General features: G+C 59.5%; 22 protein-coding genes and 1 tRNA gene. 9 read left to right on the top strand and 14 right to left on the bottom strand.

Annotated features, from left to right (window positions below; all coding sequences use genetic code 11):
• The coding region (locus AC11W3_RS12775; protein WP_484093129.1) for an HAD hydrolase-like protein at positions 1-90 on the bottom strand (90 nt) is incomplete at its 3' end.
• Between the two features lie 100 nt (positions 91-190).
• The gene (locus AC11W3_RS12780) at positions 191-1,339 is read right to left on the bottom strand and encodes a deoxyguanosinetriphosphate triphosphohydrolase (protein ID WP_484090587.1); all 1,149 of its coding nucleotides are present in this window, start codon (positions 1,337-1,339) and stop codon (positions 191-193) included.
• Positions 1,340-1,564: 225 nt separating this feature from the next.
• Between AC11W3_RS12780 and rsmD the strand changes: the two genes are divergently transcribed.
• From rsmD to AC11W3_RS12800, 4 genes are all read left to right on the top strand, one after another.
• Positions 1,565-2,176 (top strand): 16S rRNA (guanine(966)-N(2))-methyltransferase RsmD, encoded by a 612-nt coding sequence (gene rsmD / locus AC11W3_RS12785; RefSeq protein ID WP_484090627.1) that lies wholly within the window; start codon positions 1,565-1,567, stop codon positions 2,174-2,176.
• Positions 2,167-2,652: a pantetheine-phosphate adenylyltransferase gene (gene coaD / locus AC11W3_RS12790; RefSeq protein ID WP_484090586.1), complete on the top strand. Its 486-nt coding sequence runs from the start codon at positions 2,167-2,169 to the stop codon at positions 2,650-2,652. Before rsmD ends, coaD begins: the two co-directional genes overlap by 10 nt.
• Positions 2,653-2,798: 146 nt before the next feature.
• Complete coding sequence (locus AC11W3_RS12795; protein WP_484090585.1) at positions 2,799-2,993, top strand: DUF1858 domain-containing protein; 195 nt, start codon at positions 2,799-2,801, stop codon at positions 2,991-2,993.
• Positions 2,994-3,092: 99 nt separating this feature from the next.
• Positions 3,093-3,398, top strand: coding sequence for a HigA family addiction module antitoxin (locus AC11W3_RS12800; RefSeq protein WP_484090584.1), 306 nt, complete (start codon positions 3,093-3,095; stop codon positions 3,396-3,398).
• A gap of 70 nt (positions 3,399-3,468) precedes the next feature.
• Here AC11W3_RS12800 and rocF read toward each other — a convergent pair whose 3' ends face one another.
• On the bottom strand, positions 3,469-4,359 hold the full coding sequence (rocF, locus tag AC11W3_RS12805; RefSeq protein WP_484090583.1) for an arginase: 891 nt from the start codon (positions 4,357-4,359) through the stop codon (positions 3,469-3,471).
• Positions 4,360-4,379: 20 nt separating this feature from the next.
• Positions 4,380-5,480, bottom strand: a complete 1,101-nt coding sequence (locus AC11W3_RS12810; protein WP_484090582.1) for a putative NPN-dependent ornithine cyclodeaminase — start codon at positions 5,478-5,480, stop codon at positions 4,380-4,382.
• Positions 5,481-5,980: 500 nt separating this feature from the next.
• On the opposite strand from AC11W3_RS12810, the gene lepA reads away from it, so the two are divergent.
• On the top strand, positions 5,981-7,780 hold the full coding sequence (lepA, locus tag AC11W3_RS12815) for a translation elongation factor 4 (RefSeq protein WP_484090581.1): 1,800 nt from the start codon (positions 5,981-5,983) through the stop codon (positions 7,778-7,780).
• A 20-nt stretch (positions 7,781-7,800) separates the two neighbouring features.
• Positions 7,801-8,475 carry a signal peptidase I gene (gene lepB, locus AC11W3_RS12820; protein WP_484090580.1) on the top strand — a complete coding sequence of 225 codons (675 nt, stop codon included), beginning with the start codon at positions 7,801-7,803 and terminating at the stop codon, positions 8,473-8,475.
• A 435-nt stretch (positions 8,476-8,910) separates the two neighbouring features.
• Here lepB and AC11W3_RS12825 read toward each other — a convergent pair whose 3' ends face one another.
• The 8 genes from AC11W3_RS12825 to nadB all read right to left on the bottom strand — a co-directional run bounded on the left by AC11W3_RS12825 (position 8,911) and on the right by nadB (position 18,147).
• Positions 8,911-10,224 (bottom strand): aminotransferase class I/II-fold pyridoxal phosphate-dependent enzyme, encoded by a 1,314-nt coding sequence (locus AC11W3_RS12825; RefSeq protein WP_484090579.1) that lies wholly within the window; start codon positions 10,222-10,224, stop codon positions 8,911-8,913.
• A 144-nt stretch (positions 10,225-10,368) separates the two neighbouring features.
• Positions 10,369-11,115, bottom strand: coding sequence for a molybdate ABC transporter substrate-binding protein (gene modA / locus AC11W3_RS12830; RefSeq protein WP_484090578.1), 747 nt, complete (start codon positions 11,113-11,115; stop codon positions 10,369-10,371).
• 14 nt (positions 11,116-11,129) lie between these two features.
• Positions 11,130-12,329, bottom strand: a complete 1,200-nt coding sequence (locus AC11W3_RS12835) for a cofactor-independent phosphoglycerate mutase (RefSeq protein WP_484090577.1) — start codon at positions 12,327-12,329, stop codon at positions 11,130-11,132.
• 67 nt (positions 12,330-12,396) lie between these two features.
• Positions 12,397-13,275: a site-specific tyrosine recombinase XerD gene (gene xerD, locus AC11W3_RS12840; protein ID WP_484090576.1), complete on the bottom strand. Its 879-nt coding sequence runs from the start codon at positions 13,273-13,275 to the stop codon at positions 12,397-12,399.
• Positions 13,275-15,995 carry a [protein-PII] uridylyltransferase gene (gene glnD, locus AC11W3_RS12845; protein ID WP_484090575.1) on the bottom strand — a complete coding sequence of 907 codons (2,721 nt, stop codon included), beginning with the start codon at positions 15,993-15,995 and terminating at the stop codon, positions 13,275-13,277. The genes xerD and glnD overlap by 1 nt, the downstream gene beginning before the upstream one ends.
• Positions 15,995-16,204, bottom strand: a complete 210-nt coding sequence (locus AC11W3_RS12850) for a hypothetical protein (RefSeq protein WP_484090574.1) — start codon at positions 16,202-16,204, stop codon at positions 15,995-15,997. The genes glnD and AC11W3_RS12850 overlap by 1 nt, the downstream gene beginning before the upstream one ends.
• 64 nt (positions 16,205-16,268) lie before the next feature.
• Positions 16,269-16,544: a chorismate mutase gene (locus AC11W3_RS12855; RefSeq protein ID WP_484090573.1), complete on the bottom strand. Its 276-nt coding sequence runs from the start codon at positions 16,542-16,544 to the stop codon at positions 16,269-16,271.
• Between the two features lie 7 nt (positions 16,545-16,551).
• On the bottom strand, positions 16,552-18,147 hold the full coding sequence (gene nadB / locus AC11W3_RS12860) for an L-aspartate oxidase (RefSeq protein ID WP_484090572.1): 1,596 nt from the start codon (positions 18,145-18,147) through the stop codon (positions 16,552-16,554).
• Positions 18,148-18,366: 219 nt separating this feature from the next.
• Between nadB and AC11W3_RS12865 the strand changes: the two genes are divergently transcribed.
• From AC11W3_RS12865 to AC11W3_RS12875, 3 genes are all read left to right on the top strand, one after another.
• Entirely contained in the window at positions 18,367-18,954 is a 588-nt protein-coding gene (locus tag AC11W3_RS12865; protein WP_484090626.1) for a lytic transglycosylase domain-containing protein, read from the top strand.
• 14 nt (positions 18,955-18,968) lie between these two features.
• Entirely contained in the window at positions 18,969-19,562 is a 594-nt protein-coding gene (pgsA, locus tag AC11W3_RS12870; protein ID WP_484090571.1) for a CDP-diacylglycerol--glycerol-3-phosphate 3-phosphatidyltransferase, read from the top strand.
• A gap of 63 nt (positions 19,563-19,625) precedes the next feature.
• Positions 19,626-19,700, top strand: a tRNA-Cys gene (locus AC11W3_RS12875).
• A 586-nt stretch (positions 19,701-20,286) separates the two neighbouring features.
• Here the strand turns inward: AC11W3_RS12875 and AC11W3_RS12880 are convergent.
• The gene (locus AC11W3_RS12880; RefSeq protein ID WP_484090570.1) at positions 20,287-20,931 is read right to left on the bottom strand and encodes a MarC family protein; all 645 of its coding nucleotides are present in this window, start codon (positions 20,929-20,931) and stop codon (positions 20,287-20,289) included.
• Between the two features lie 21 nt (positions 20,932-20,952).
• Positions 20,953-22,329, bottom strand: coding sequence for a PEP-CTERM-box response regulator transcription factor (gene prsR / locus AC11W3_RS12885; protein WP_484090569.1), 1,377 nt, complete (start codon positions 22,327-22,329; stop codon positions 20,953-20,955).
• Positions 22,330-22,420 lie beyond the last annotated feature (91 nt).

The raw sequence follows: 22,420 nt of genomic DNA on the forward strand, positions 1-22,420 counted from the left end.
CGGCACCAGGATCTCCTGGAAAGCCTTGTAGTGAAGCGGTTCGGTGTCGACGATGATCCCGTCAAAATCGAATATCACAGCGCTAAGCATGCATGCTCCTGTACTTCATGTTGTACCTTCTACGTTCTATGTTCAGGTTTCAGGTTTCACCCTTCACCCTTCACCCTTCACCATTCACCATTCACTGCTTTTACACCCTCTCGTAAGGCTCGAAGAGCCTCTTGAACTCGTCCAGGGCGAACCGGTCGGTCATCCCCGCAATGTAATCACAGATCACCCGCTCCCGCCCCTCACGCTCCATCTTTACCTGGTGCTTCAACGGAAGGAGCGTCGGGTGCTTCAGGTACATCTCGAAGAGCTCGGCCAGGTAACGCTCGGCCTTGACCCGCATCCTCTCTACCTTGTAGTGGCGGTACAGGTTCTGATACAGGAACCTCTTCAACTCTGCATTCCTCTCGGCCATGGCCGGACTGAACGAGGCAACCTGCTTGTTCACCCGCCTCAGATCTTCCTGGGTCTCGATCTTGAGGGCCTCCAGATTGGCCGCAGCGGTCACCACCAGGTCGTTCATCAGCACGCCGATCAGCGCGCTCACCGTCTGGCAGACGGCCCGGTCGGTCTCGATGCCGGGATACTTCCGCAGTATCCCCTCGTGCACCTCGTCCCAAAGGGCCACTTTCTTCAGTTGTGCCAGATTGATATAGCCCGACTTCAACCCGTCGTCGATGTCATGGTTGTTGTAGGCGATCTCGTCGGCGAAGTTGATCAGCTGCGCCTCGATGGTCGGGACCACGCCGGGTAGAAATTCGGCAAAGGCATTCTGGGGCGTGTCGTACTGCGATGAATGTTTTACGATACCCTCTCTCACTTCCCAGGAGAGGTTCAATCCGTTGAAATTGGGATAACGCTCCTCCAGTTCGTCAACCACCCGAAGGGACTGGAGGTTGTGCTCGAAGCCCCCCGCCCCTTCCATCAGCCGGTTCAGGATCTCTTCACCGGTGTGGCCGAAGGGGGTGTGCCCGAGGTCGTGGGCCAGGGCGAGGGTCTCCGTCAGCTCCTCGTTGAGGCCAAGCCTCCTGGCGATCCCCTTCCCTATCTGCGCCACCTCCAGGGAGTGGGTGAGCCGCGTCCGGTAATAATCGCCCTCGTGGTTTACGAAGACCTGGGTCTTGTACTCGAGACGGCGGAAGGCTGCACAGTGGATGATGCGATCCCGATCCCTTTCGAAGGCTGGCCGGTTGTCCCGGAATTCTTCCTGGTACCTGCGCCCCCTGGAGGCACTGCTGCTGGCCGCATAACCCGCCAGATCGGTCCGCTCCATGGCCTGGCTCTCTCTCATCAACCCTCCCCATCATGAATAATTTCAAAAAAACATCGTATTTATATACCGGTCTGTTACTGTGTCAACAGCAAAGTTGCCATTGACGCAGTGGACGGCATCGTGGTAATAGAGCGTTTACAAAAGGTGTCTCATAAAAAATGCGCTGTGACAGGGAACCGTGGCGGCTGCAGACACTCGAAATGCAGTTGAAGCTATCTTCTTGAAACTGATAAGAGTGGAGGACTGACCTGCAATGAAAAAGGGATCGACAGAATGAGGGTAATCGCAGGAGAGGCGCGAGGGCGCAATCTCTTAGCCCCAAAAAGCCTGAGGGTCCGCCCCACCGCCGACCGCGTCAAGGAGGCTCTCTTCAGCATGCTCCTCAGCAGGCTGGGCGACTTCTCGGGGATGAGGGTCCTCGACATCTTCGCCGGCACCGGCAACCTCGGTATCGAAGCTCTGAGCAGGGGCGCCTCCTATGCCGTCTTCATCGATTCCCACCGTGAATCAGCGGAGCTCATCCGGAAAAACCTGGACATCACCCGCTTCACCGACAGAGCCAAGGTGGTGGTCCAGGAGGCGGCGAACGCCCTGAAGTCGCTCTCCCGCGGGGAGGAGCCGTTCCATCTCGTTTTCCTTGACCCCCCGTACAGCCAGGGCCACACCGAAGCCATCCTCGAGATGCTCTCCGGCTCCCCGCTCGTAGACCAGGGAACGACCGTCGTTGCCGAATTCTCGTCGAAAGAGGAGATCCCCCGCAGCTTTGGCCGGTTGGTTGAGACCGAGCGGCGGATCTACGGCGACACCGCCATATCCTTTCTAAATCTTTCCGACAGAGGTGAACAGTGCCCCTGAAACTCGCAGTCTACCCGGGCTCTTTTGATCCCGTAACCTACGGTCATCTGGACATCATCGAACGCGCCCTGAAGATCTTCGACGGCGTCATCGTCGCCGTCGCCAGGAACTCGGAAAAGAACTCGCTCTTTTCGGTCAAGGAGCGCATCGACCTGCTGTCGGAGATCCTTGCCGACCGGCCGCAGGCGAAGATCGAGACCTTCGACGGGCTGCTGGTGGACTTCGTCCGGCAGCGCGGGGCCACCGTTATCGTACGCGGCCTGCGTGCGGTTTCGGATTTCGAGTATGAATTCCAGCTTGCCCAGATGAACAGGAGCATCACCAAGGAGGTCGAGACCCTGTTCATGATGACCTCAGTTCCTTACAGCTACCTCTCCTCCTCCATCGTCAAGGAAGTGAGTTCGCTGAACGGCCCGGTGGACAAGCTGGTGCCACCCCTGGTGAAGGCAGCTCTGGACGCGAAATTCGGAAGGTAGTAGCCGGTCGCAGGGAGAGTAACCGTACACACTGGATCAATCATGGCTACTTGTCACCCTTTGAAGTATCTGATAATGTTATAGGCGCCTGCACCAGCGGCGCCTTTTCTATTAGCGGCTCCCACATACAGTATCAGGAGGATCCAATGATCACGAGAGACATGACCATAACCCAGATCCTCAGCCGCTACCCCGAGACCCTCCCCGTCTTCCAGCGCCTCGGCCTGGACTGCTACGACTGCCAGATCGCCGAGTTCGAGCAACTCGAGCACGGCGCCTCCGTTCACAAAATCGACCTCGACACCCTCATGAGCGAGCTCAATCTCCACATCACCCGTTAGCCCCACCTCTTCCTGACGAATATGAGACCTGCTTCCTGGTGATATGTATTGACGGTATTATCCTTGAGGGATAATAACTACCACTAAGAGGTGATTTATATGACTAAGCGTGATTTCCCTGCTATCCATCCGGGTGAAATACTTCTCGCAGAGTTTTTGGAACCAATGGGAATTACACAGTACCGTTTGGCGAAAGACATTGGCGTCACGCCGCGTAGGGTCAACGAGATAATCCATGGACGCCGTGGGATAACCGCCGACACAGCACTTCGTCTGGGTCGATTCTTCAACATGGAGGCGCAGTTCTGGCTGAATCTGCAGACGCACTATGACATGGAGGTTGCGCTGGAAGCTCTTCAAGGCCGTCTTGACACTGAAGTAAGACCTTTTTCGAGAGCGGCTTGAGTCCGGAAGTGCCTATCTTGGTTGTTAAGGGAACTGTATCGCAGGGGGAAAGGCCCTCGACCTGCAGATCCTAGACGATGCTCTTTCCAAAGAGAGAGACCGCCAGTTCTATGGCGACCCGGGCCGTCTGGTTGCGCTGATCCAGTATCGGGTTGATCTCGACGATATCCAGTGAAACAACACGCCCCGTATCGGCCAGGATCTCCATGAGGAGCTGGGCCTCGCGATAGGTGAGCCCGCCTGGCGACCTGGTCCCCACCCCCGGCACCTCGCTGGGGTCGAGGGCATCCAGATCGAGGCTTACATGCAGCCTCTCCACATGCTGCAACTTCCCCAGCGCCTCCCGCGCCACCGCCCCCATACCGTGCTCGTCGATGTGCCGCATGGTGAAGAGGCCCATGCCGCTATCCCGCAGCCGCAACCTCTCTTCAGTATCCAGCTCACGCAGTCCGATCATCACCACATCTTCCGGCTTCAGCTTCGCCCCCCGGCGTCCCACGTTCACCAGTTCAGGATATCCCTCCCCCGTCAGGGCGGCGACGCACATGCCGTGGATGTTCCCGCTGGGCGTCGTCTCCGGGATGTTGAAGTCGCCATGGGCATCGATCCAGATCAGGCCCACCGGCTCCTCATGCGTCACCCCTCCGATCGAGCCGATGGCCAGGGAATGGTCGCCCCCCATGAAGACCGGGATCACTCCCTCCTTGACCGCCGCCCTCCCCGCCTGGTAGACCGCCTCGCACACCGTCTTGATAGAAGGGAGGTAGTGCAGTTCCCGCTCATCGACCAGCACGTCGCGCACCGGGACATAGAGGTTGCCGGCATCATGCACCTCGTAGCCTAAGGCCGAAAGACGGGCGGAGATTCCGGCATATCTCAGCGCACCTGGCCCCAGATCGACACCCCGCTGTGCCTGGCCAAGATCTATCGGCACTCCTATGATCCTGATGTTCCCTGGCATCTCGACTCCCTGTCACATCTTCATTTCTGGTCGCACTTCAGGTTGTTCCAGAGGTTCACCATGAAGTCCTGGGCGTTGGTGAGAATGGCCGCCGCCTGAGCCGATCCCCGGTTCGCAAGCTTGTCCACGCAGAACTCGTTGAGATCGACCACGTAAAAGAAGACGGGACGGACACTGCCGTCGTCCTGCACCTGGTAGCTGGGGACCATGTTGCCGAAGGCGATGGAATGGAGCTGGGTGGCAACCGCGATCACGGTCGAAGCCTTCCGCGCATGCACCCTCATGGCGTCCTGCGCCTGGTAGACATCCGCTATCACCTCGGGGAGCGGACCGTCATCACGGATGGAACCGGCCAGGACATAGGGGATCTTCATCCTGTGGCAGGCGTACATGATCCCGTCCTTCAACTGCAACTCCTCCATGGTGCGGGTCATACCCCCGCGCATGCGGACCTCGTTGATGATGTCGAGGTGGTTGTAATGACCAAGAGGCTGGGAGATCTGCGTGTAGATGTCCTGACCGAGGCCGGTGCGGAAACGGGCGGCCTCCAGGTCATGAACGGCCAGGGCGTTCCCCGCCAACAGGGCATGACAGAAGCCGCTCTCCATCAACCCCTGCATGGCGCTGCGGCTGTCCATGTCGAAGGCGACCGCCGGCCCCAGCACCCAGACGATGTAGCCGTGATCGCGGTCGTGGCGAAGCACCTTGTACATCTCGTCATAGGAACGGGAAAAGGGGGTCTCGCGGGTACCACGGCTGCGGAAGGAAAATTTGTCCGGCTCGGTTTCGGCGATCGCCTCGAAGCCGCGGACATGGATATAGATCCCATCCTCCCCGTTCTCGCTGCGTCCGATCACCACCGGTTCCCCCCTTCTGACCCGCCGCGGCTCAACCACTTCCAGTCCCGATTCCCGCAGTACCAGGACCGAGTCCATGCGGCTGTGCGGAGCAAGGAGCCATCGTCCTCCCCCCAGGTGGACATACTCCGGGTGGTTGGAGGTGCCGTGGTAGTTCGCGGGCAAGACGCCATCATGGGGGGCCGGAACGACCTGGACTGCCGGGGCACTGGCCAGTTCGGGGAGAGAAAAATCAGGGGCGACATATTGGGGGATCACCGACATTTTTTGCACCTCCCGTCAACAAGGTGAAGTAGCTGCCCGATCTCATCGAAAGCGCCCTTCCGTTATAACTTTAACACCATCACCAACAGTTACAATGACATGGAAGAACTTGTCTATGTACTGTCTCAGTGGGGCGCTTTCCAGATACCCTTATGTCAGAGAGTGCTGGCCGCCCATAACGTTACAATCATCTAACTTAACATTTCTATTTCAAGTTCAGTCTTTGTCCTGTCGAAGAGCGAAGTACAACAATATCCCATGCCGGTCGTGCAATAGATCGAGCGCCCGCTCGGGGAGTCGTGATGAGTTTGTGGATGAATCTGAAGGTGAAGACTTTGGGAAAGCGGGCCTGGCAGAATCAGGGGAGGTAGCTCGCGGAGACGGCCCCGCCGGCCCAAAGCCTCCCCTCCCCACCCCAGCTCTTACCGGAGAAATCCCTTTACAATAACCCCTCACTTCTATACTATTCATTAGTTAACCTCGGCAGGACAAAGGACAATATGGTAATCGAGCATATCCGCAACTTTTCCATAATCGCCCACATAGATCACGGCAAATCGACTCTTGCCGACCGCCTCCTCGAATTCACCGGTACCGTATCGTCACGTGAAAAACAGGACCAGTTCCTCGACAAGATGGACCTGGAGCGCGAGCGCGGCATCACCATCAAGGCACAGACCGTTCGGCTGAATTACCGCGCCGACGACGGCAAGGACTACATCCTCAACCTGATCGACACCCCGGGACACGTGGACTTCAGCTACGAGGTCTCCCGCTCGCTCACCGCCTGCGAAGGCGGTTTGCTGGTGGTGGACGCATCGCAGGGGGTCGAGGCGCAGACGCTGGCCAACGTCTACCTGGCGCTGGACAACAATCTCGAAGTCTTCGTGGTCCTCAACAAGATCGACCTCCCCGCGGCCGAACCGGAGCGGGTCAAGCAGGAGATCGAGGACATCATCGGCCTCGACACCCATGACGCGGTACTGGCCAGCGCCAAGGAAGGGATCGGGACCAAGGACATCCTCGAAGAGATCGTCAAGAAGATCCCGCCCCCCCAGGGCGAGCCGGCCCAGCCCTTGAAGGCGCTCCTCTTTGACTCCTGGTACGACCAGTACCAGGGAGTGATCATACTGGTCAGGATCATTGACGGATCGGTGAAAAAGGGCGACAAGATTCAGCTGATGTCGAACCGGAAGGTCCACGAGGTCCTGAAGGTAGGCGTCTTCTCACCGGAGATGTGCGAGGTTTACTCGCTGACGGCCGGAGAGGTCGGCTTCATCATCGCCGGCATCAAGGACGTCTCGGACGCCAAGGTCGGCGACACAATCACCATGCTGCACAACCCCTGCGACGCGGCGCTTTCCGGGTTCAAGGAAGTGAAGCCCATGGTCTTCTCCGGGCTGTATCCGATCGACACCTCGCAGTACGAGCAGTTGCGCGACGCGCTCGCCAAACTGAAGCTCAACGACTCCTCCTTCTCCTACGACCCCGAGACCTCTCTCGCGCTGGGCTTCGGCTTCCGCTGCGGATTCCTGGGGCTTTTGCACATGGAGATCATCCAGGAGAGGCTCGAGCGCGAGTTCAACCTTGAGCTCATCACCACGGCCCCGACCGTCGTCTATCGCGTGCACAAGCCCGATGGCTCGATGATCACCATCCAGAGCGCGAACCAGCTCCCTCCGACCCAGGAGATCGCCTACGTCGAGGAGCCCTTCATCCTGGCCTCCATCCACGTTCCCAACGACTTCGTGGGGGGGATACTGGCCCTTTGCGAGGAGAAGCGCGGCGTGCAGCGGGAGATCAAGTACCTGACGCCGACCCGGGTCATGGTGGTGTATGAGCTGCCGCTGAACGAGGTGGTGCTGGACTTCTACGACCGCCTGAAGTCGATCACCAAGGGTTACGCCTCCCTCGATTACGAGATCCTTGATTACAGGCAGAGCGAACTGGTGCGCCTGAACATCATGATCAACGGCGAGGTGGTAGACGCCCTGTCCCTGATCATCCACAAGGACAAAGCCTACTACCGAGGCCGTGAACTGGTTTCCAAGATGAAGGAACTGATCCCGCGTCAGATGTTCGAGATTGCCATCCAGGCGGCCGTCGGCGTCAAGGTCATCGCCCGCGAGACCGTGAAGGCGCTCAGGAAGGACGTTCTGGCCAAGTGCTACGGCGGAGACATCACCAGGAAGCGGAAACTCCTGGAGAAGCAGAAGGAAGGAAAGAAACGGATGAAGAACGTGGGCAACGTCGAACTGCCGCAAGAGGCGTTCCTTGCCATCCTCAAGGTCGAAGGCTAGAAAAAGGGGAAAATAATACTATGGAAGATTACAAGAACGTCGTCAGCGATAAGCCGGCCCAGGCTGAAGCCAAACCTGCAAAGCCGGTCAAGGCGAAACACATCGTCAGGGAGTACGCGGAGTCCATCATCATCGCAGTCCTCCTGGCTCTGGTGATCCGCACCTTCATCGTGCAGGCGTTCAAGATACCGTCGGGTTCCATGGAGGACACCCTGGCCATCGGCGACCATATCCTGGTCAACAAGTTCATCTACGGCTCCAAGATACCCTTTACCTCCGATAGGGTGCTGAAGATCCGTGACCCCCGCCAGGGAGACGTCATCGTCTTCGAGTACCCCGAGGACCCCTCGAAGGACTTCATCAAGCGCGTCGTCGGCACCCCCGGCGATACCGTCGAGGTGAAGAACAAGCGGGTCTTCGTGAACGGGAAGCTGTATGATAACCCGCACGAGGTGCACAAGGAGTCGGAGACCATCCCGAAAGAGATGAATCCCCGCGACTTCAAGGATCCCATCAAGGTTCCCGCCAACTCCTACTTCGTCATGGGTGACAACCGTGACCGTTCCTACGACAGCCGCTTCTGGGGCTTCGTGCCGATGGAGAAGATCAAGGGCCTGGCCTTCATCAAGTACTGGTCCTGGGACAAGGACAAGTTCCGCGTCCGCTTCGGCAGCATCGGAAAGCTGATCAACTAGATCTTCGAAAACGTCATATACAAAAAAGGCCCACGGGGAAACTCTGTGGGCCTTTTTGTATCAAACCGCTAATTGCGCCCTTCGACAGGCTCAGGGCGAACGGTCTCAGCATGTCTTCTTCAGGGGACCATCTGGTGCCGATCCTGCGGAAGCACGCACTGCACGTTCATGACCCCTTCGCGCCGAGCCCGTCGAAGCACGCACGCATTTGATGACCCCTTCGCGCCGAGCCCGTCGGAGCACGCACCCATTTGATGGCCCCTTCGTGCCGAGCCTGTCGGAGCACGCACGCATTTGATTGCCCGTTCGTGCTGAGCCTGTCGAAGCACGCACTTATTTACCCAGTGAACCTGGGGACGTGTGTGGATGTGCCATAAAAAAAGCCCCCTCTGCCGAAAGCGGCAGAGGGGGCTTTTTGATTATTGCAGGGTTATCTTACATCCCCGGGGTCAGATCCTCTACCGCCATGTAGATGATGTCGAAGAGTTCGGGAAGATCCTCTTCAGCGATGCAGGAGAAGGCGATACGCAGGTCGGTCTTGGTGATGGAGATGGCACCGACGCCGTACTTCTCGAGGAGATGCACGCGGAGCTTCTCGGCTTCCACGGTCTTCAGCTTGAGGCACATGAAGTAGCCAGAGTTGAAGGGGTAATAATCCCAGGCCTTCACGTACTTGCCGCTGTCGAGCACTTCCTTGGTCTTGAGGGCGCGCCCCTTCATGACCTGGAACTTCTGCTCCTTCTGGGCCAGGAAGTCCGGGGAGCGCAGGGCCTCGATGACGAAGGTCTGGGAGGGGTGCGGGCAGTTGGAGATGCGGGCGCGGATGATCCCCATGGCCTTCTTCTCGAGGGCGTTGATGACCGGGGCGTTTTCATAGTCGTTGCCGTCGGCAAAGGTGATGAAGCCGGTGCGGAAGCCCCACACGAACTCTTCCTTGGTGGCCCCGTCGAGCTTGACCGCCAGGATGCGCGGATGCAGGTTGGCCAGCTTGCCGAAGAGCGACTCCTTCATGCTGTCTTCGTAGAAGAGCCCGAAGTAGGCGTCGTCGGTCACCGCGACCACGTTGCAGCCGCCTTCGGCGACTTCCTTGATGGCGGCCACGATGGCGTCGCCCTCGGCGACGGTCGGGGTGTAGCCGCTGGGGTTGTTGGGGAAGTTCAAGAGCACGATGACCTTGCCCTTCTCCTCGGCGGAGTTCTGCAGCTCGGCCTTGAAGGCGTCGACGTCATAGCCGCCGGTAACGGTGAAGGTCGGGTGCTTCTTGACGATCGCGCCGCTGCAAGTACCGAAGGTGAGGTTATAGTTCCCCCAGAGCATGTCCGGAAGGATGATGTGATCTCCCCTGTCGACGAACAAGTCGGAGACGATGGAAAGCCCGTGGGTCAGGGCATTGGTGACGATGGGGTTGCTGAAATGCTTGCCCTGCTGGCTCGGGTTCTCGCGCAGCATCTTCTCCCTCCACAGCGAACGGAGCTCGGGCTTCCCTGCCGGAGGGGCGTACGGATAGATGTCCTTGGGGTCGAAGCTGGAGAGCTTGTCCTGGATGCAGGAGAGGAACATCGGGCCGCCGTTTTCGGTGGCGATCCCTATGGTCGCGTTGAATTTGTGCGCCTTTTCCTTGGCTTCAGCAGACTGGGTGAGGATGCCCTTGGGGAAGAAGAGGTTCTTGCCCAGATCGGAAAGCATCTCCAAAACGTGCGGGCTGTGCTGTGCTAGAGACTCGTTTAATTCTGCGGCCAATGGGTTCATTAATTCCTCCTGAAGCTTTATCGTTAATATCCGTGGCGGATCCTGTCGCGCCCGGGGGGACGCGCCATTAAATCAGCTTCACTCCTGATTTGTCAACGGTTCTTTTCAGCGCCTGATCTGGAATAAAATGGCGACGATTACCTGCTAGCGGGCCGCGAAGCCGTATTTCGCCAGTACCGTCTTAGCCTCGCCCCCGAGGAGGTAGCGATAGAATTCGGCAGCCTCCCTGTTGTTGGCGCCGACCGAGGTCATGGCAATGGGATAGACGACGCGGGGATAAAGTTTCTGCGGTACGGTGAAGAGGACCTTGATGTTTTTGGCCTCCAGGGCATCGGTGAGGTAGACCATCGCTCCGTCCACCTCCCCCCGTTCGGCATACATGAGGCACTCGCGGACGTCCTTGGCCATCACCAGCTTTTTTCCGAGTTGGCTGGCGATATAGGCGTTCTTGAAGGCCACCATGGCATATTCGCCTGCGGGGACGCTCTTCGGGCTGCCGATGGCGATCCTGTTCAGCTTCAGCAGATCCTTCATCGATGAGGCCTTGGTACTGGCGGGACCGGCAAAGACGAGTGCGTTGTAGGTGAAGTCGGCCATGGTCCTGGCTGCCAGGAGGTTCCTCTCCTTGAGGTAGTTGATCCACTCCTGGTTGGCGGAAATGAAGATGTCGACCTGCGCACCGTTTTCCAGCTGTTTTGCCAGGGCGCCTGAGGCCCCGTAGCTCTTCACGAATCTGACGGAGGGATTCTTCCTGGCGTAGTTGGCGGAGAGCTCGTTCAGGACCTCCTTGAGGCTCGCGGCCGCCGAATAATGAACCTCCCCGGCCCGGGCCGTAGCCGGAACGATAGCGAGCACCGCCAGCAGCAGCAATTTCCGTATCAAGTGCCTCATCTCTTCCTTCCCGATCATTTCGCGAGCAGCAGTTCCATCAGCCGGAACCCTTCCGCCACCTTGAAACCAGCTGCGGCAGCCGAGATCTCGTCGTAGCCCGCCACGCCCTCTTTGACTTCCTGCTCGCCGCCGTAGATGAGGAAGGGGACAGGATCGGAGGTGTGGGTCATCAGCGCGACCGGAGTCGGATGGTCGGGGGCGCAGAGGATGCGGTAGTCGCCTAGCTCCTTGAGTCCCTCCAGCACCGGGCCGACCACCAGCTCGTCGAAGCATTCGATGGCCTTGATCTTGTCCTGAAGCTTCCCGGAGTGCGAGGCCTCGTCAGGAGCCTCCACATGAAGGAAGACGAAATCCCTGGTCTTGAGCGCCTCCAGTGCGGCCTCGGCCTTCCCCTTGAAATTGGTATCGAGATAGCCGGTGGCGCCGGGAACGTCAATGATGTCGAGCCCGGCGTAGACGCCGATCCCCTTGATCAGGTCGACCGCGGAGATCACCGCGCCGCTCAGGCCGAACTTGTCGCGGAAAAGCTCCATGGCCGGGGCCTTCCCCTGCCCCCACAGCCAGATCGAGTTGGCGGGAGTCTCCCCCTGCGCGGCACGGCGTTTGATCTGGGGATGGTTGTGAAAGATCATCTGCGAGCTGTTCATGAGGTTGATCAGCCGATCGGCGCCCTCCCCCTTCGGGAGATAGTTGAGGATGTCCTGACCGGTAATGTCGTGGGGGGGCGTGGCCTGGATCTCGGTCTTCCCGCCGTGCCAGACCATGAGGTGACGGTAGCTCACGCCGGGATGGAAGGAGAATTCCTCGTTGCCCAGCTGGCGCTGGAGTTCCTCGACGAGTTCGCGGCCGTCGGCGGTGGAGATATGGCCGGCCGAGTAGTCCTCCATGAGGAGCTTCCCGCCGCGGGCGTCCAGGGAGACCAGGTTGACGCGGAAGGCGACGTCGTCGGGACCCAGTGAAACACCCATGCTGGCCGCCTCCAAGGGGGAGCGGCCGGTGTAGCAATCGACCGGGTTGTAACCGAACATCGACAGGTTGGCCACGTCGCTTCCCGGGGGGTAGCCTTCCGGGACCGTCTGCGCGAGCCCCAGTCTGCCGCGCTTCGCCATGAAGTCCATGTTCGGGGTCTTCGCCGCCTGCAGCGGGGTCTTCCCCCCCAAGCCCTCTATCTTCTCATCCGACATACCGTCGCCAAGGAGCACTACATACTTCATAAGATCAATCCTCTGCTCGTTTTTATAGTCACCTCCTCGAAAGGAGGTCATATCAGGGCGGTGTTCCTCACCCGCGCGGGTGGAACTGGCTGTGCAGCCTCTTGAGCCTCTCCCGGGTCACGTGGGTGTAGATCTGGGTCGACGAGAGGTCGGCATGACCCAGCATGATCTGTACGCTTCTCAGGTCGGCGCCGTTTTCCAGCAGGTGGGTGGCGAAGGAGTGCCGCAGCGTGTGGGGCGAGATGCTGCTGCGGATACCGGCCTGCTGCGCCCTTTTCTTGATGATGTTCCAGAAGGACTGGCGCGTCATACCCTCCCCGAGCCGGGTGAGGAAGAGGCGGGTGCTGGAGCCCTCCTTGAGGAGTTCCGCGCGCGCCTCGCTCAGGTAGCGACCGACCGCCAGGCAGGCACTCTCCCCGATCGGAACGAGCCGCTCCTTGCTACCCTTGCCGATGGTCATCAGGTAGCCGGCCGATATGTTGACCTCGCCTACCTTGAGTCCCACCAACTCGGAAACCCTGAGGCCGGTGGCGTAAAGAAGCTCGAGCATCGCCTTGTCCCGCACCCCTGCCGCGCCGCTCTCCAGCGGCGAGGAAAGAAGCGCCTCCACCTCCCTCCCGCTCAGCACCGCGGGGAGCCTGACGATCCCCTTGGGAGCCTCGATGATGGAGGTGGGGTTGTGCTCGCAGTACCCTTCGACCACCAGGAAGCGGTGCAGCATCCTGAGGGCGGAAAGGGCCCGGGCCCGGCTCCTCGGCGCCATCTTCTCGGCCTTCAGCTGCGCCAGGAAAGAGGCCACGTCGTTGGGGCGGATCTCCCCCGGAGCGCGGTCGCCGAGAAAGCGCAGGTAGCGGGCCAGATCGCGGCTGTAGGCGACCACGGTGTTGGCTGCGGCCCCCTTCTCCACCAGGAGGTAGTTCAGGAAAAGATCGATGAAGCGGTCCACTAGTTCTTGTCGCTGGCAGCCAGGAGTTCGGTGCGTATCTCCTCGAGCTTCCCGGGATCCATGATCTTCTGCCCGAAGATATCCTTGACGTAGAAGACGTCGGCCACCTGGTCCACCTTGGTGGAAATCTTGGATACCCCGATGTAGAGGCCCAGCCTGGTGAGCGTGCTGGTGATGTTGTAGAGGAGCCCGATCTTGTCGTGGGCGTAGATATCGATGACGGTGTAGTCGGAGGAGACCTCGTTGTCGATCTCCACCCGCGCCGGCATGGTCGGCTTGGCCTTCTCCATCAGGATGCTGGGGCGGTGGCGCTTCTTGACCAGCGAGCTCACCCGGGCCTTGCCTTCGAGGACCTGCCGCAGGTCGGAGTCGACCTTGTCCCAGCGGCTTTGTTCGTCGATGACCAGGCCCTGCGGTGAATTGATCTGAAGCACGTCCAGCACCTTTTCGTTGGTGTTGGTATGGATCTGGGCCCCCAGGATGTTCATGCCGTTGGCGGCCATGACCCCGGTTATCTTGGAAAAGAGCCCGGGGACGTCGTAGGTGCAGATGGTGCAGTTGGTGTACCCTTTATCCTTCTCATGGGATACGGTGAAGACCAGGAGATTGTCACCCAGGGAGAGGAGTACCTTCATGTGCTCGGCAAGCACATCCGCCTTGTAGGAGAGGAGGTGCCGGGTGGAGAGCGCCTGCAGCTCGTCCTTGACCGTCTGTGCCGGGTAGTCCTTGGAAAGGAGGTCGAAAAGCGCCCTCTTGACCCGCCGCACCCGATCTCCGGAGGCTTCCAGCTTGAAATCGCCGCGCTCGAGGACGCCGAAGGCCTTCTCGTAGAGCTCCTGGAGCAAAAGCGCCTTCCACTGGGTCCAGACATCGGGCCCGACAGCCCTGATATCTGCATAGGTCAGGAGGTAGAGCATCTTGAGGTTCTCGCTCTTCTCCATCTGGCGGGCGAACTGGATGATCATCCGCTCGTCGTGCAGGTCGCGGCGCTGGGCGATGTGGGCCATGAGGAGGTGGTGCCTGACCAGGAACTGGAGCCTCTCGCTGTCTTCCTTGTTGAGCCCCATCCGGCGGGCCACCGTCTTGGAGAGTTCGGCACCTACCTCGGCGTGACCTCCGCCTGAGCCCTTCCCCACATCGTGGAGGAGCACCGCCAGCAACAAGAGCCAGCGCTTGTCGATCTCCCGGGAGAGTTGCATCAGATGCTGCAGCTTCTCCGTCTCCGCGTCATTCTCGTCCTTCTTTTTCGAGAACGTCCCCCGCCAAAGCTTGCCGATCTCTTCGACTGCGAAAAGGGTGTGGGTATCGACGGTGTAGATGTGGTAGACGTCGTGCTGCACCTTGCAGTTGATACGCTCGAACTCGGGGATGAATTTCCCCAGAAAACCGAGGTGGTGCATCTGCTCCAGGGTCTCGAAGACCCATTTGTCGGACTGGAGAATGTTGACGAAGGAGGCGTTGGCTTCCTTGGAGCGGCGGAACTTGTCGTTCACCAGGTCGAGGTTGTCGCGGATCAGCTTCTTCGCGCCGAGGCTGATCTCAACCCGCTGTTTCTGGGCGTACTCGAAGATGCGGATCAGCCTGACGGGGTCCTTGGCGATCACCGTTTCGTCGGGGACCACCAGCTCGCCCTTCATCACGTACAACCCGTCGCCAACCGGTCTGCGGGTGAAGTAGCCGAGGATCTTGCGGGCACCCTCTTCACGGCGGTGGGATTTATTGATCAGCATGGAGCAGAAATGCTCGACGTTGTTGGCGTGGAGGTAGAAATCCTGCATGAACTGCTCCACCGCCAGGGTCTTTTCCCCGTCCTGGTAGCCGAAGAAGCGGGCGATGGCACTCTGGGCTTCGAAGGTCAGCTGGTCGTTTTTCCTCCCCGCGGAGTAGTGGAGCTCGTTTCGGATCCGCCAGAGATGGTCGAGGTACTTGTAGTACTCCTTCTCCTGGGACTCGAGCAGCACCCCCTTGGTAATCAGCTCGTGCGGGGTGTCGACCTTGTACTTTATTTTCGCGACCCACATCGCCGTGTGCAGATCACGCAGACACCCTTCCCCTTCCTTGATGTTGGGTTCGAGTATGTAGACGCTGGAGCCGTACTTGTCACGCCTCTTGATCTGCTCCTCGAGCTTTTCGTCAATGAAGGCGTCGCTTCGTTTGGCCCATACCTGCTTGACCATCACCTTCTTCAGTTCGTTGAAGAGCTCTTCGCTGCCGGTGAGGAGCCTGGCGTCGAGGAGTGCCGTCTTGACGGTGGTATCGCTGTTGGCCATCTCGACGCAGTCGGAGAGCGTCCGGATGGAGTAGCCGACGTCGAGGCGAAGATCCCAGAGGAAATAGAGCAGGCGGTTTGCGACCTCCTCCACGGGCTTGGAATCCTTGCCGCCGTAGAGGAACATGAGGTCCAGGTCGGAGTAGGGGTTGAGCTCCTTGCGGCCGTAGCCGCCCACGGCGACCAGGGCCAGCTGACCGTTCTTGGGGATGTGGAGATCATCGGAAAGTGCGGTAAAGAGGGTGGTGACCATGTCATCGGTCATGGCGGTGATCGATTCCACCACCTCTATGCCCCCGGCGCCTTCGCGATGCTCGCGCTTGGACTCCTCGCGGAAGTGCTCGAGAAACTCACGCGACGCCGCGAGATAGGCGCCGCGCTTCTCTTCAAAACTCTTCCCCTCTCCCTTGAGGGACTCGGGGAGATATGCCTTGATGTTTAGACGACGCATTACCCTTCCTTGGCGATTCTCACCACCTGCAGCACGCCGGGAAAGGCCTGGATTTCTGTTTCCGGGAGGGAGTCGGTGTCACCGATGACTCCTATGATGACCCGGTTGGCTCCGGTCGATTGGTGTATGTCGTAACCGCGGTCGATCAGGTAGGCCTTGATCAGCTCCTGGGCCTCGCTGTCGGCCGCCTTGCGCAAGACTATCAGCACCCTTGTCTCCTCCTCACCGTCAAAGGCGAAAGCGCTCCGGAGAACCTTTCGCCTTCTGGCTAGCTTAGTGTTCCCCGCGGGTCATGATCCGCTCCAGCCTGCGCGACTCGTCGACCACGCGCTCGAAAAGGCGGACAATGGCCTCGTCGTCCAGTGGCCCCGGGTTATCCGCGGTCATCCGGTTGAAGATCCTCTTTTCCCTCGCAGGGTCATAGACCGGCAGGTCCAGCCCCTTCTTGATCTCGCCGATCTTCAGGGCCAGCGAGGCGCGCTCGTTGAAGATCCGCAACAGGTCGCTGTCCAGCCGGTCGATATTCTCCCTGATCTCGTCTATGGTCATTGGCGCCTCAGAACTGCTTCTTGATGAAGGTGTCGCGTTTCCAGTTGGCATCGTCGACGGCGGGATGGTCGATGTTGTAGTTGAGGCCGCGCGACTCCTTCCTCATCATGGCGCAGGAGACGATCAGCTTGGCCACGGTGGCAATGTTGCGCAGTTCGATGAGGTCGGAGGTGACGATGAAGTTCCAGTAGTACTCCTCGATCTCGTCCCGGATCAGGTCGATCCTGCGCATGGCGCGCTGGAGCCTCTTGTCGGAGCGCACAATGCCCACGTAGTTCCACATGAAGCGCCTGATCTCGTCCCAGTTCTGGGAGACCACCACCATCTCGTCGGAGTTGGTTGCGGTGCCGCAGTCCCACTCGGGGATGACCGGGGAGGAGAAGGTTCCTTCTTTGAGGACCTTGACGGCGTGCTGGTAGGCGCGTCCGGCGTAGACCGCGGCCTCGAGGAGCGAGTTGCTGGCCAGGCGGTTGCCGCCGTGAAGCCCGGTGAAGGCGACCTCGCCGATGGCGTAGAGGTGCTTCACATCGGTCTCGGCGTTGCTGTCGACCGCCACCCCACCGCACAGATAGTGCGCCGCCGGCACCACCGGGATCATGTCCTTGGTCATGTCGATGCCGAAGTCCAGGCAGGTCTGGTAGATGTTGGGGAAGCGGGTGGTGATGTAGGAAGGATCACGATGGGTGATGTCCAGGTAGACGCAGTCGTCGCCGTGGGTCTTCATCTCGTTGTCGATAGCCCGGGCCACGATGTCGCGGGGAGCCAGGTCCTTCAGCGGGTGGTAGCGCTCCATGAAGGCAGTGCCGTCGCGGCGGCGCAGGATGGCCCCCTCCCCCCTCACGGCCTCGGAGATCAGGAACGAACGGGCGGTGGGGTGGTACAAGGTGGTGGGGTGGAACTGCATGAACTCCATGTTGGCGATGGTGGCGCCGGCACGGTAGGCCATGGCAACCCCGTCGCCGGTGGCGACCTCGGGGTTGCAGGTGTAGAGATAGACCTTCCCGGCCCCCCCTGAGGCGAGCAGGGTGATGCGCGAGGCGAAGGTCTTGACCACGCCGGTCTCGATGTCCAGCACATGAGCGCCCAGGCAGCGGTTCTGCTCCTGGGGCGTTTTCGCTACCTTGGACTCGGTCACCAGGTCGATGGCTATATGGTTTTCATGGAAGGTGATGTTGTCGTGAGCCCGCACCGCCTCGACCAGGGCGCGCTCGATCTCGCGGCCGGTGATGTCCTCGGCATGGAGGATGCGGCGGGCGCTGTGACCGCCTTCGCGGGTCAGGTCGTAGACCGTTCCGTTCTTGGTGAACTGCACCCCCCACTCGATCAGGTTGGCGATGACCTGGGGGCCCTCCTCCACCACCATGCGCACCACGTCTTCGTGGCAGATGCCGGCGCCGGCGACCAGGGTATCCTGGACGTGTGCGTCGAAAGTGTCCTCGGCCGAGGAGACGGTCGCGATCCCGCCTTGTGCGTAGTTGGTGGCCGATTCAGATATATCCCGCTTGGTGACCAGGGCGACGGTCCCGTGGGCGGCCGCCTGCAGGGCGAAGGAAAGCCCCGCTATGCCGCTGCCGATCACCAGAAAATCACTTTGCACCTTCATCACTTCCCCCGATTAGGCCAACGTGTACGTTGGTTTCATTGGAAAACTCGCAAATTGTGTACCCCACCGGGATTTTTGTCAAGACTTTTGACATGTTATCGCTGAAGCGGCTACTTTAGGCCTTGAATTATCGGTTTTATTGTTCTATATGTTTTGAGTGCAAAATTCGTTCTCGACACACCCCAAGGAAGGTCACGCTTGAAGCCATACTTTATCCTTTTGGTTGCCGCACTGACAATAATTCCGACCGTCGTTCCCATCACCGCCCCCGCCCGGGCTGACATCTACCGCTACGAGGAGCCCGACGGCACCCTTCACTTCACCGACGCTCCGACCGACAAGCGTTTCAAGGTTTTCATGCGGGACATCAAGAAGGACCGCAAGCTCCGCACGGCCTTCAAGCTTCCGGGCTACGCCAGGAACCCGGCCGAGTTCGAGCCGATCATCGCCTCCTGCGCCAAGAAATACGGGGTGGACGCCTCCTTGGTGAAGGCGGTAATCCACGCCGAGTCGGGATACAATCCCAGCGCCGTGTCGCCCAAGGGGGCGCAGGGTCTGATGCAGCTGATGCCGAAAACCGCCCAGGGGCTGAAGGTCGCAGACTCCTTGAACCCCTCCGACAACATCCAGGGAGGGGTCCGCTACCTCAGATTTCTGCTCGATACTTTCAAGGGGAATGAGTCGCTGGCGCTGGCCGCGTACAACTCCGGGCTTGGGAGCGTGGCTAAATACGGCGGGATACCCCCTTACCAGGAAACGCAGAACTACGTGGCCAAGGTATTGAGCTACAGGAACAACTACAGATAGACAAAGGCTGAAGCATGCAGAAATCCTCCCGGGCCCAGATACTCAACCTGCCAAACATCCTGACCATGGTCAGAATCGCGGCCATACCGATCATTTGTCTGCTGCTGCTGTCGCCTGAGCGCCGCCCCTGCTTCTGGGCTGCTGCACTCTTCGCAGCGGCATCGGTCACCGACTGGCTGGACGGCTACCTGGCCCGGCGTATGGGCATCGTCACCGTCTTCGGAAAGTTCCTGGACCCCATCGCGGACAAGCTGATCGTGATGGCGGCCCTGATCATGATCCTTCCCTACGACCGTGTGCCGGCCTGGATGGTGCTGGTGATCCTTGGGCGCGAGATGATCATCACCGGACTGCGCGGCATCGCTTCGACCGAGGGGATCGTGATCCCCGCGAGCAACCTGGGAAAATTCAAGACAATTTTCCAACTAGTTGCCATTATCGGCCTGCTGCTGCATTACGACTACCGCTGGTTCTTCTCCGTCGATCACCCGCTGCTGGTCGTCAACATGCATAATGTCGGCATGTTCTATCTTTGGATAGCGACTGTGATCACCATCTGGTCTGGCGTCGATTACCTGCACAAGTTCGTCAGGGTCATCGCCAAGTAAGAAAATTTCCCATTGACAAAAAAAAGGATTCACGGTATATATTCACCTCCTTTCGTTGATTAAGGCGGCATGGCCAAGTGGTAAGGCAAAGGACTGCAAATCCTTCATTCCCCGGTTCAAATCCGGGTGCCGCCTCCAGAAACATCAAGGGGTTAGCTTTAATGGCTAGCCCCTTTTTCTTTTTATCCCACCAATTAACTTTCCGTTATTATACCACAGCTTAGAGCGCAAGCCTCCGCGGCGAAAGAAGATGCCAGTCGCCCCCGTTCCTCGGGCCGGCACCACCGTCGCGCCTGCCGACCCATCTCCGATTCACCACTCGACTCCCATTCCCAGGCTCTTGCTACCCCCCGTCGTCCACCCAAGAAGTAACAGTCACAGCTATTGTTTATTCTGTACTTCCTCCTTTTTCAGTGTAGAAAGCCAAACCGATTAACACCGAGCCAAGACTACCGACACCAAGATTCAGAACACACATTCGTCCTCATCCATAAATGAGCAGCGGCTACTGTCACTGCCATCCGCAATGAAGTGTCGGTAGAGGTCGGCACAGATAGAGCAGACCTTAAAGGTATCCAGACCTCTTTCAGTGACCAGACCACCTGGCGGGGATCTGCCTGGTGGATGGCCTGATCATGGCGCTGCTTATCCATCCCCTGTGGATGGTGGCAGGACCGGCGGGTGCGGTTGTTATGCCGCAAGGACAGAAGTATGTGCGGGGGGATTAGCGGAAGGGAATGTCGCCGGTGAAAAGGGTGCGGGCCCCGTCGATGACGTACTGGGCTGCAATGAACGCCAGGAGCAGGCCTGCTATCCTGGTGACGATCCTCATTCCCAGGACGCCTACCATCCTGCCCAATTCATCAGCCCAATAAAAGAAAAGGTAGGTGAAGGCGAAGACGATCGCGGCGCCCTCGATGAGAACCATGAGGGAGAACACGTTGGTGGCCCGGCTGGCAAAGATGAGGGTGGTGGCAATGGCTCCCGGGCCGGCCAGAAGTGGAATGGCCAGCGGCGTGACGGAGACATCCTCCTTCTCTTCCGCCAACCGTTCCTCCTTCGTGCTGGTCCCGGTAGTGGTTGCCCTGCCGTGCAAAAGTTCCAGGGCGATGAGGAAAAGGAGTATGCCACCGCAGATACGAACGGCTGAGGTTTTGATGCCGAAGTAGCCTAGCACGTAGGGCCCGGCCAGCAGGAAGAAGACCAGCACCAGGAACGCGATGAGGCAGCTTCGCCTCGCCGTGGCGCGGCGGTCGGCCTTGTTCTTGTGCCGCGTGATCGCCAGGAAGATCGGGATGCCGGCCAGAGGATCGACGATAATGAAGAGCTGGATCACGAATACCGTCAGTAGTTCCAGATAGTCAGCCATCCACACCCCTCCGCGAAACCGTCACCCCGATTGGCTGATGGAAAGCTTTCTCATCAGATCGTAGAGGGTTGGCCTGCTGACCCCGAGGTCTTCCGCGGCCTTGAGGATGTTGCCGGACTGTCGCTCCATCGCGCCGAGCACCATCTCGCGCTCCATCCTTTCCCTCGCTTCCCGCAGTGACATCCGCTCGCGTTTGGGCTCGAGAACCGCCGGGTCGCAGTCACAGCCCAGGTCGGCCGGGGAAATACCGGGGCCATCGCACATGATGACGGCGCGCTGGACCCTGTTGCGCAACTCGCGCACGTTCCCGGGCCAAGGATGCCTCCTCAGAAAAGCGGTCGCCGCCGGCGAGAAGCGCGCCACCTTCTTCTTGTTCTCCTTCACGTACAGCTTCAGGTAATTTTCGGCCAGCAGGAGAATGTCGTCGCCGCGCTCGCGAAGCGGCGGAAGCTTGATGGTGATGACGCCGATGCGGTAGTAGAGATCCTCCCGGAAGCGCCCCTCGCTGATTGCCCTGGGGATATCGACGTTGGTGGCGCAGGTGGTCCTGGTGTCGATGGAGATGTTTTCCCTCCCCCCTACCCTCTGGATAGTCCCTTCCTGCAGGAAACGAAGGAGCTTGACCTGCAAGCTGACCGGAAGCTCACCGATCTCGTCCAGGAAAAGGGTCCCCTTCTGGGCGTACTGCAGCTTCCCCTGCACGGCGATGTGGGCACCGGTGAACGCCCCCCTTTCATGACCGAAGAGCTCGCTCTCCAGAAGGTTCTCCGGGATGGCACCGCAGTTGATGGCGACGAACGGACCTTTGCGTCGAAGGCTGGCTTCATGAATCGCCCCCGCCACCAGTTCCTTCCCGGTCCCGCTCTCTCCGGTGATAAGAATGGGAGCGTTCGAGGCGGCGACCTTTCGGATCGTCGTGAAAACGGTCTGCATCTCCGTGCACGACCCCACCATTCCCCACTGATCAGCCGGGTCCGGGGCCTGGGGGACACATCCTCCCTGCTTCAGGTTCTGCTCTTCGATATTGGCGAGATGGAAGGCGCGGCTGACTATGACCTTGAGCTCGCTGAGCACGGGAGGCTTCGCGTAGAAGTCGAAAGCTCCCATCTGCATGGCCTTCAGGGCATTCTCCCTCTCGTTGTTGCCGGTCAACATGATGACCTTGGCGGCCGGGTACAGGCTCAGCATCTCCTCGAGACAGCGGAAGCCCTCGACCGAGCTGTCAGTGTGGGGCGGGAGCCCGAGATCGAGCACCACCACGTTCGGACGCTCCGTGTGGAAAACGGCCAGCGCCTCCCGTGCGTCGCCCGCCAGGAGCACCTGGTAATCCCGGTTGAGCCCCCACTTCAGCTGCTGGCGGATTTCTTCATTGTCATCAACGATCAGCAGTTTCTTCACGGCACTCCCCTTCAGATATATTCAAGGCTCCCGGCCCGGCTGAGCCTACATGGTCGCGGCCCTTGACCCTTCACCCTTCACCCTTCACCCT

The organism is Geomonas sp., assembly GCF_056994735.1.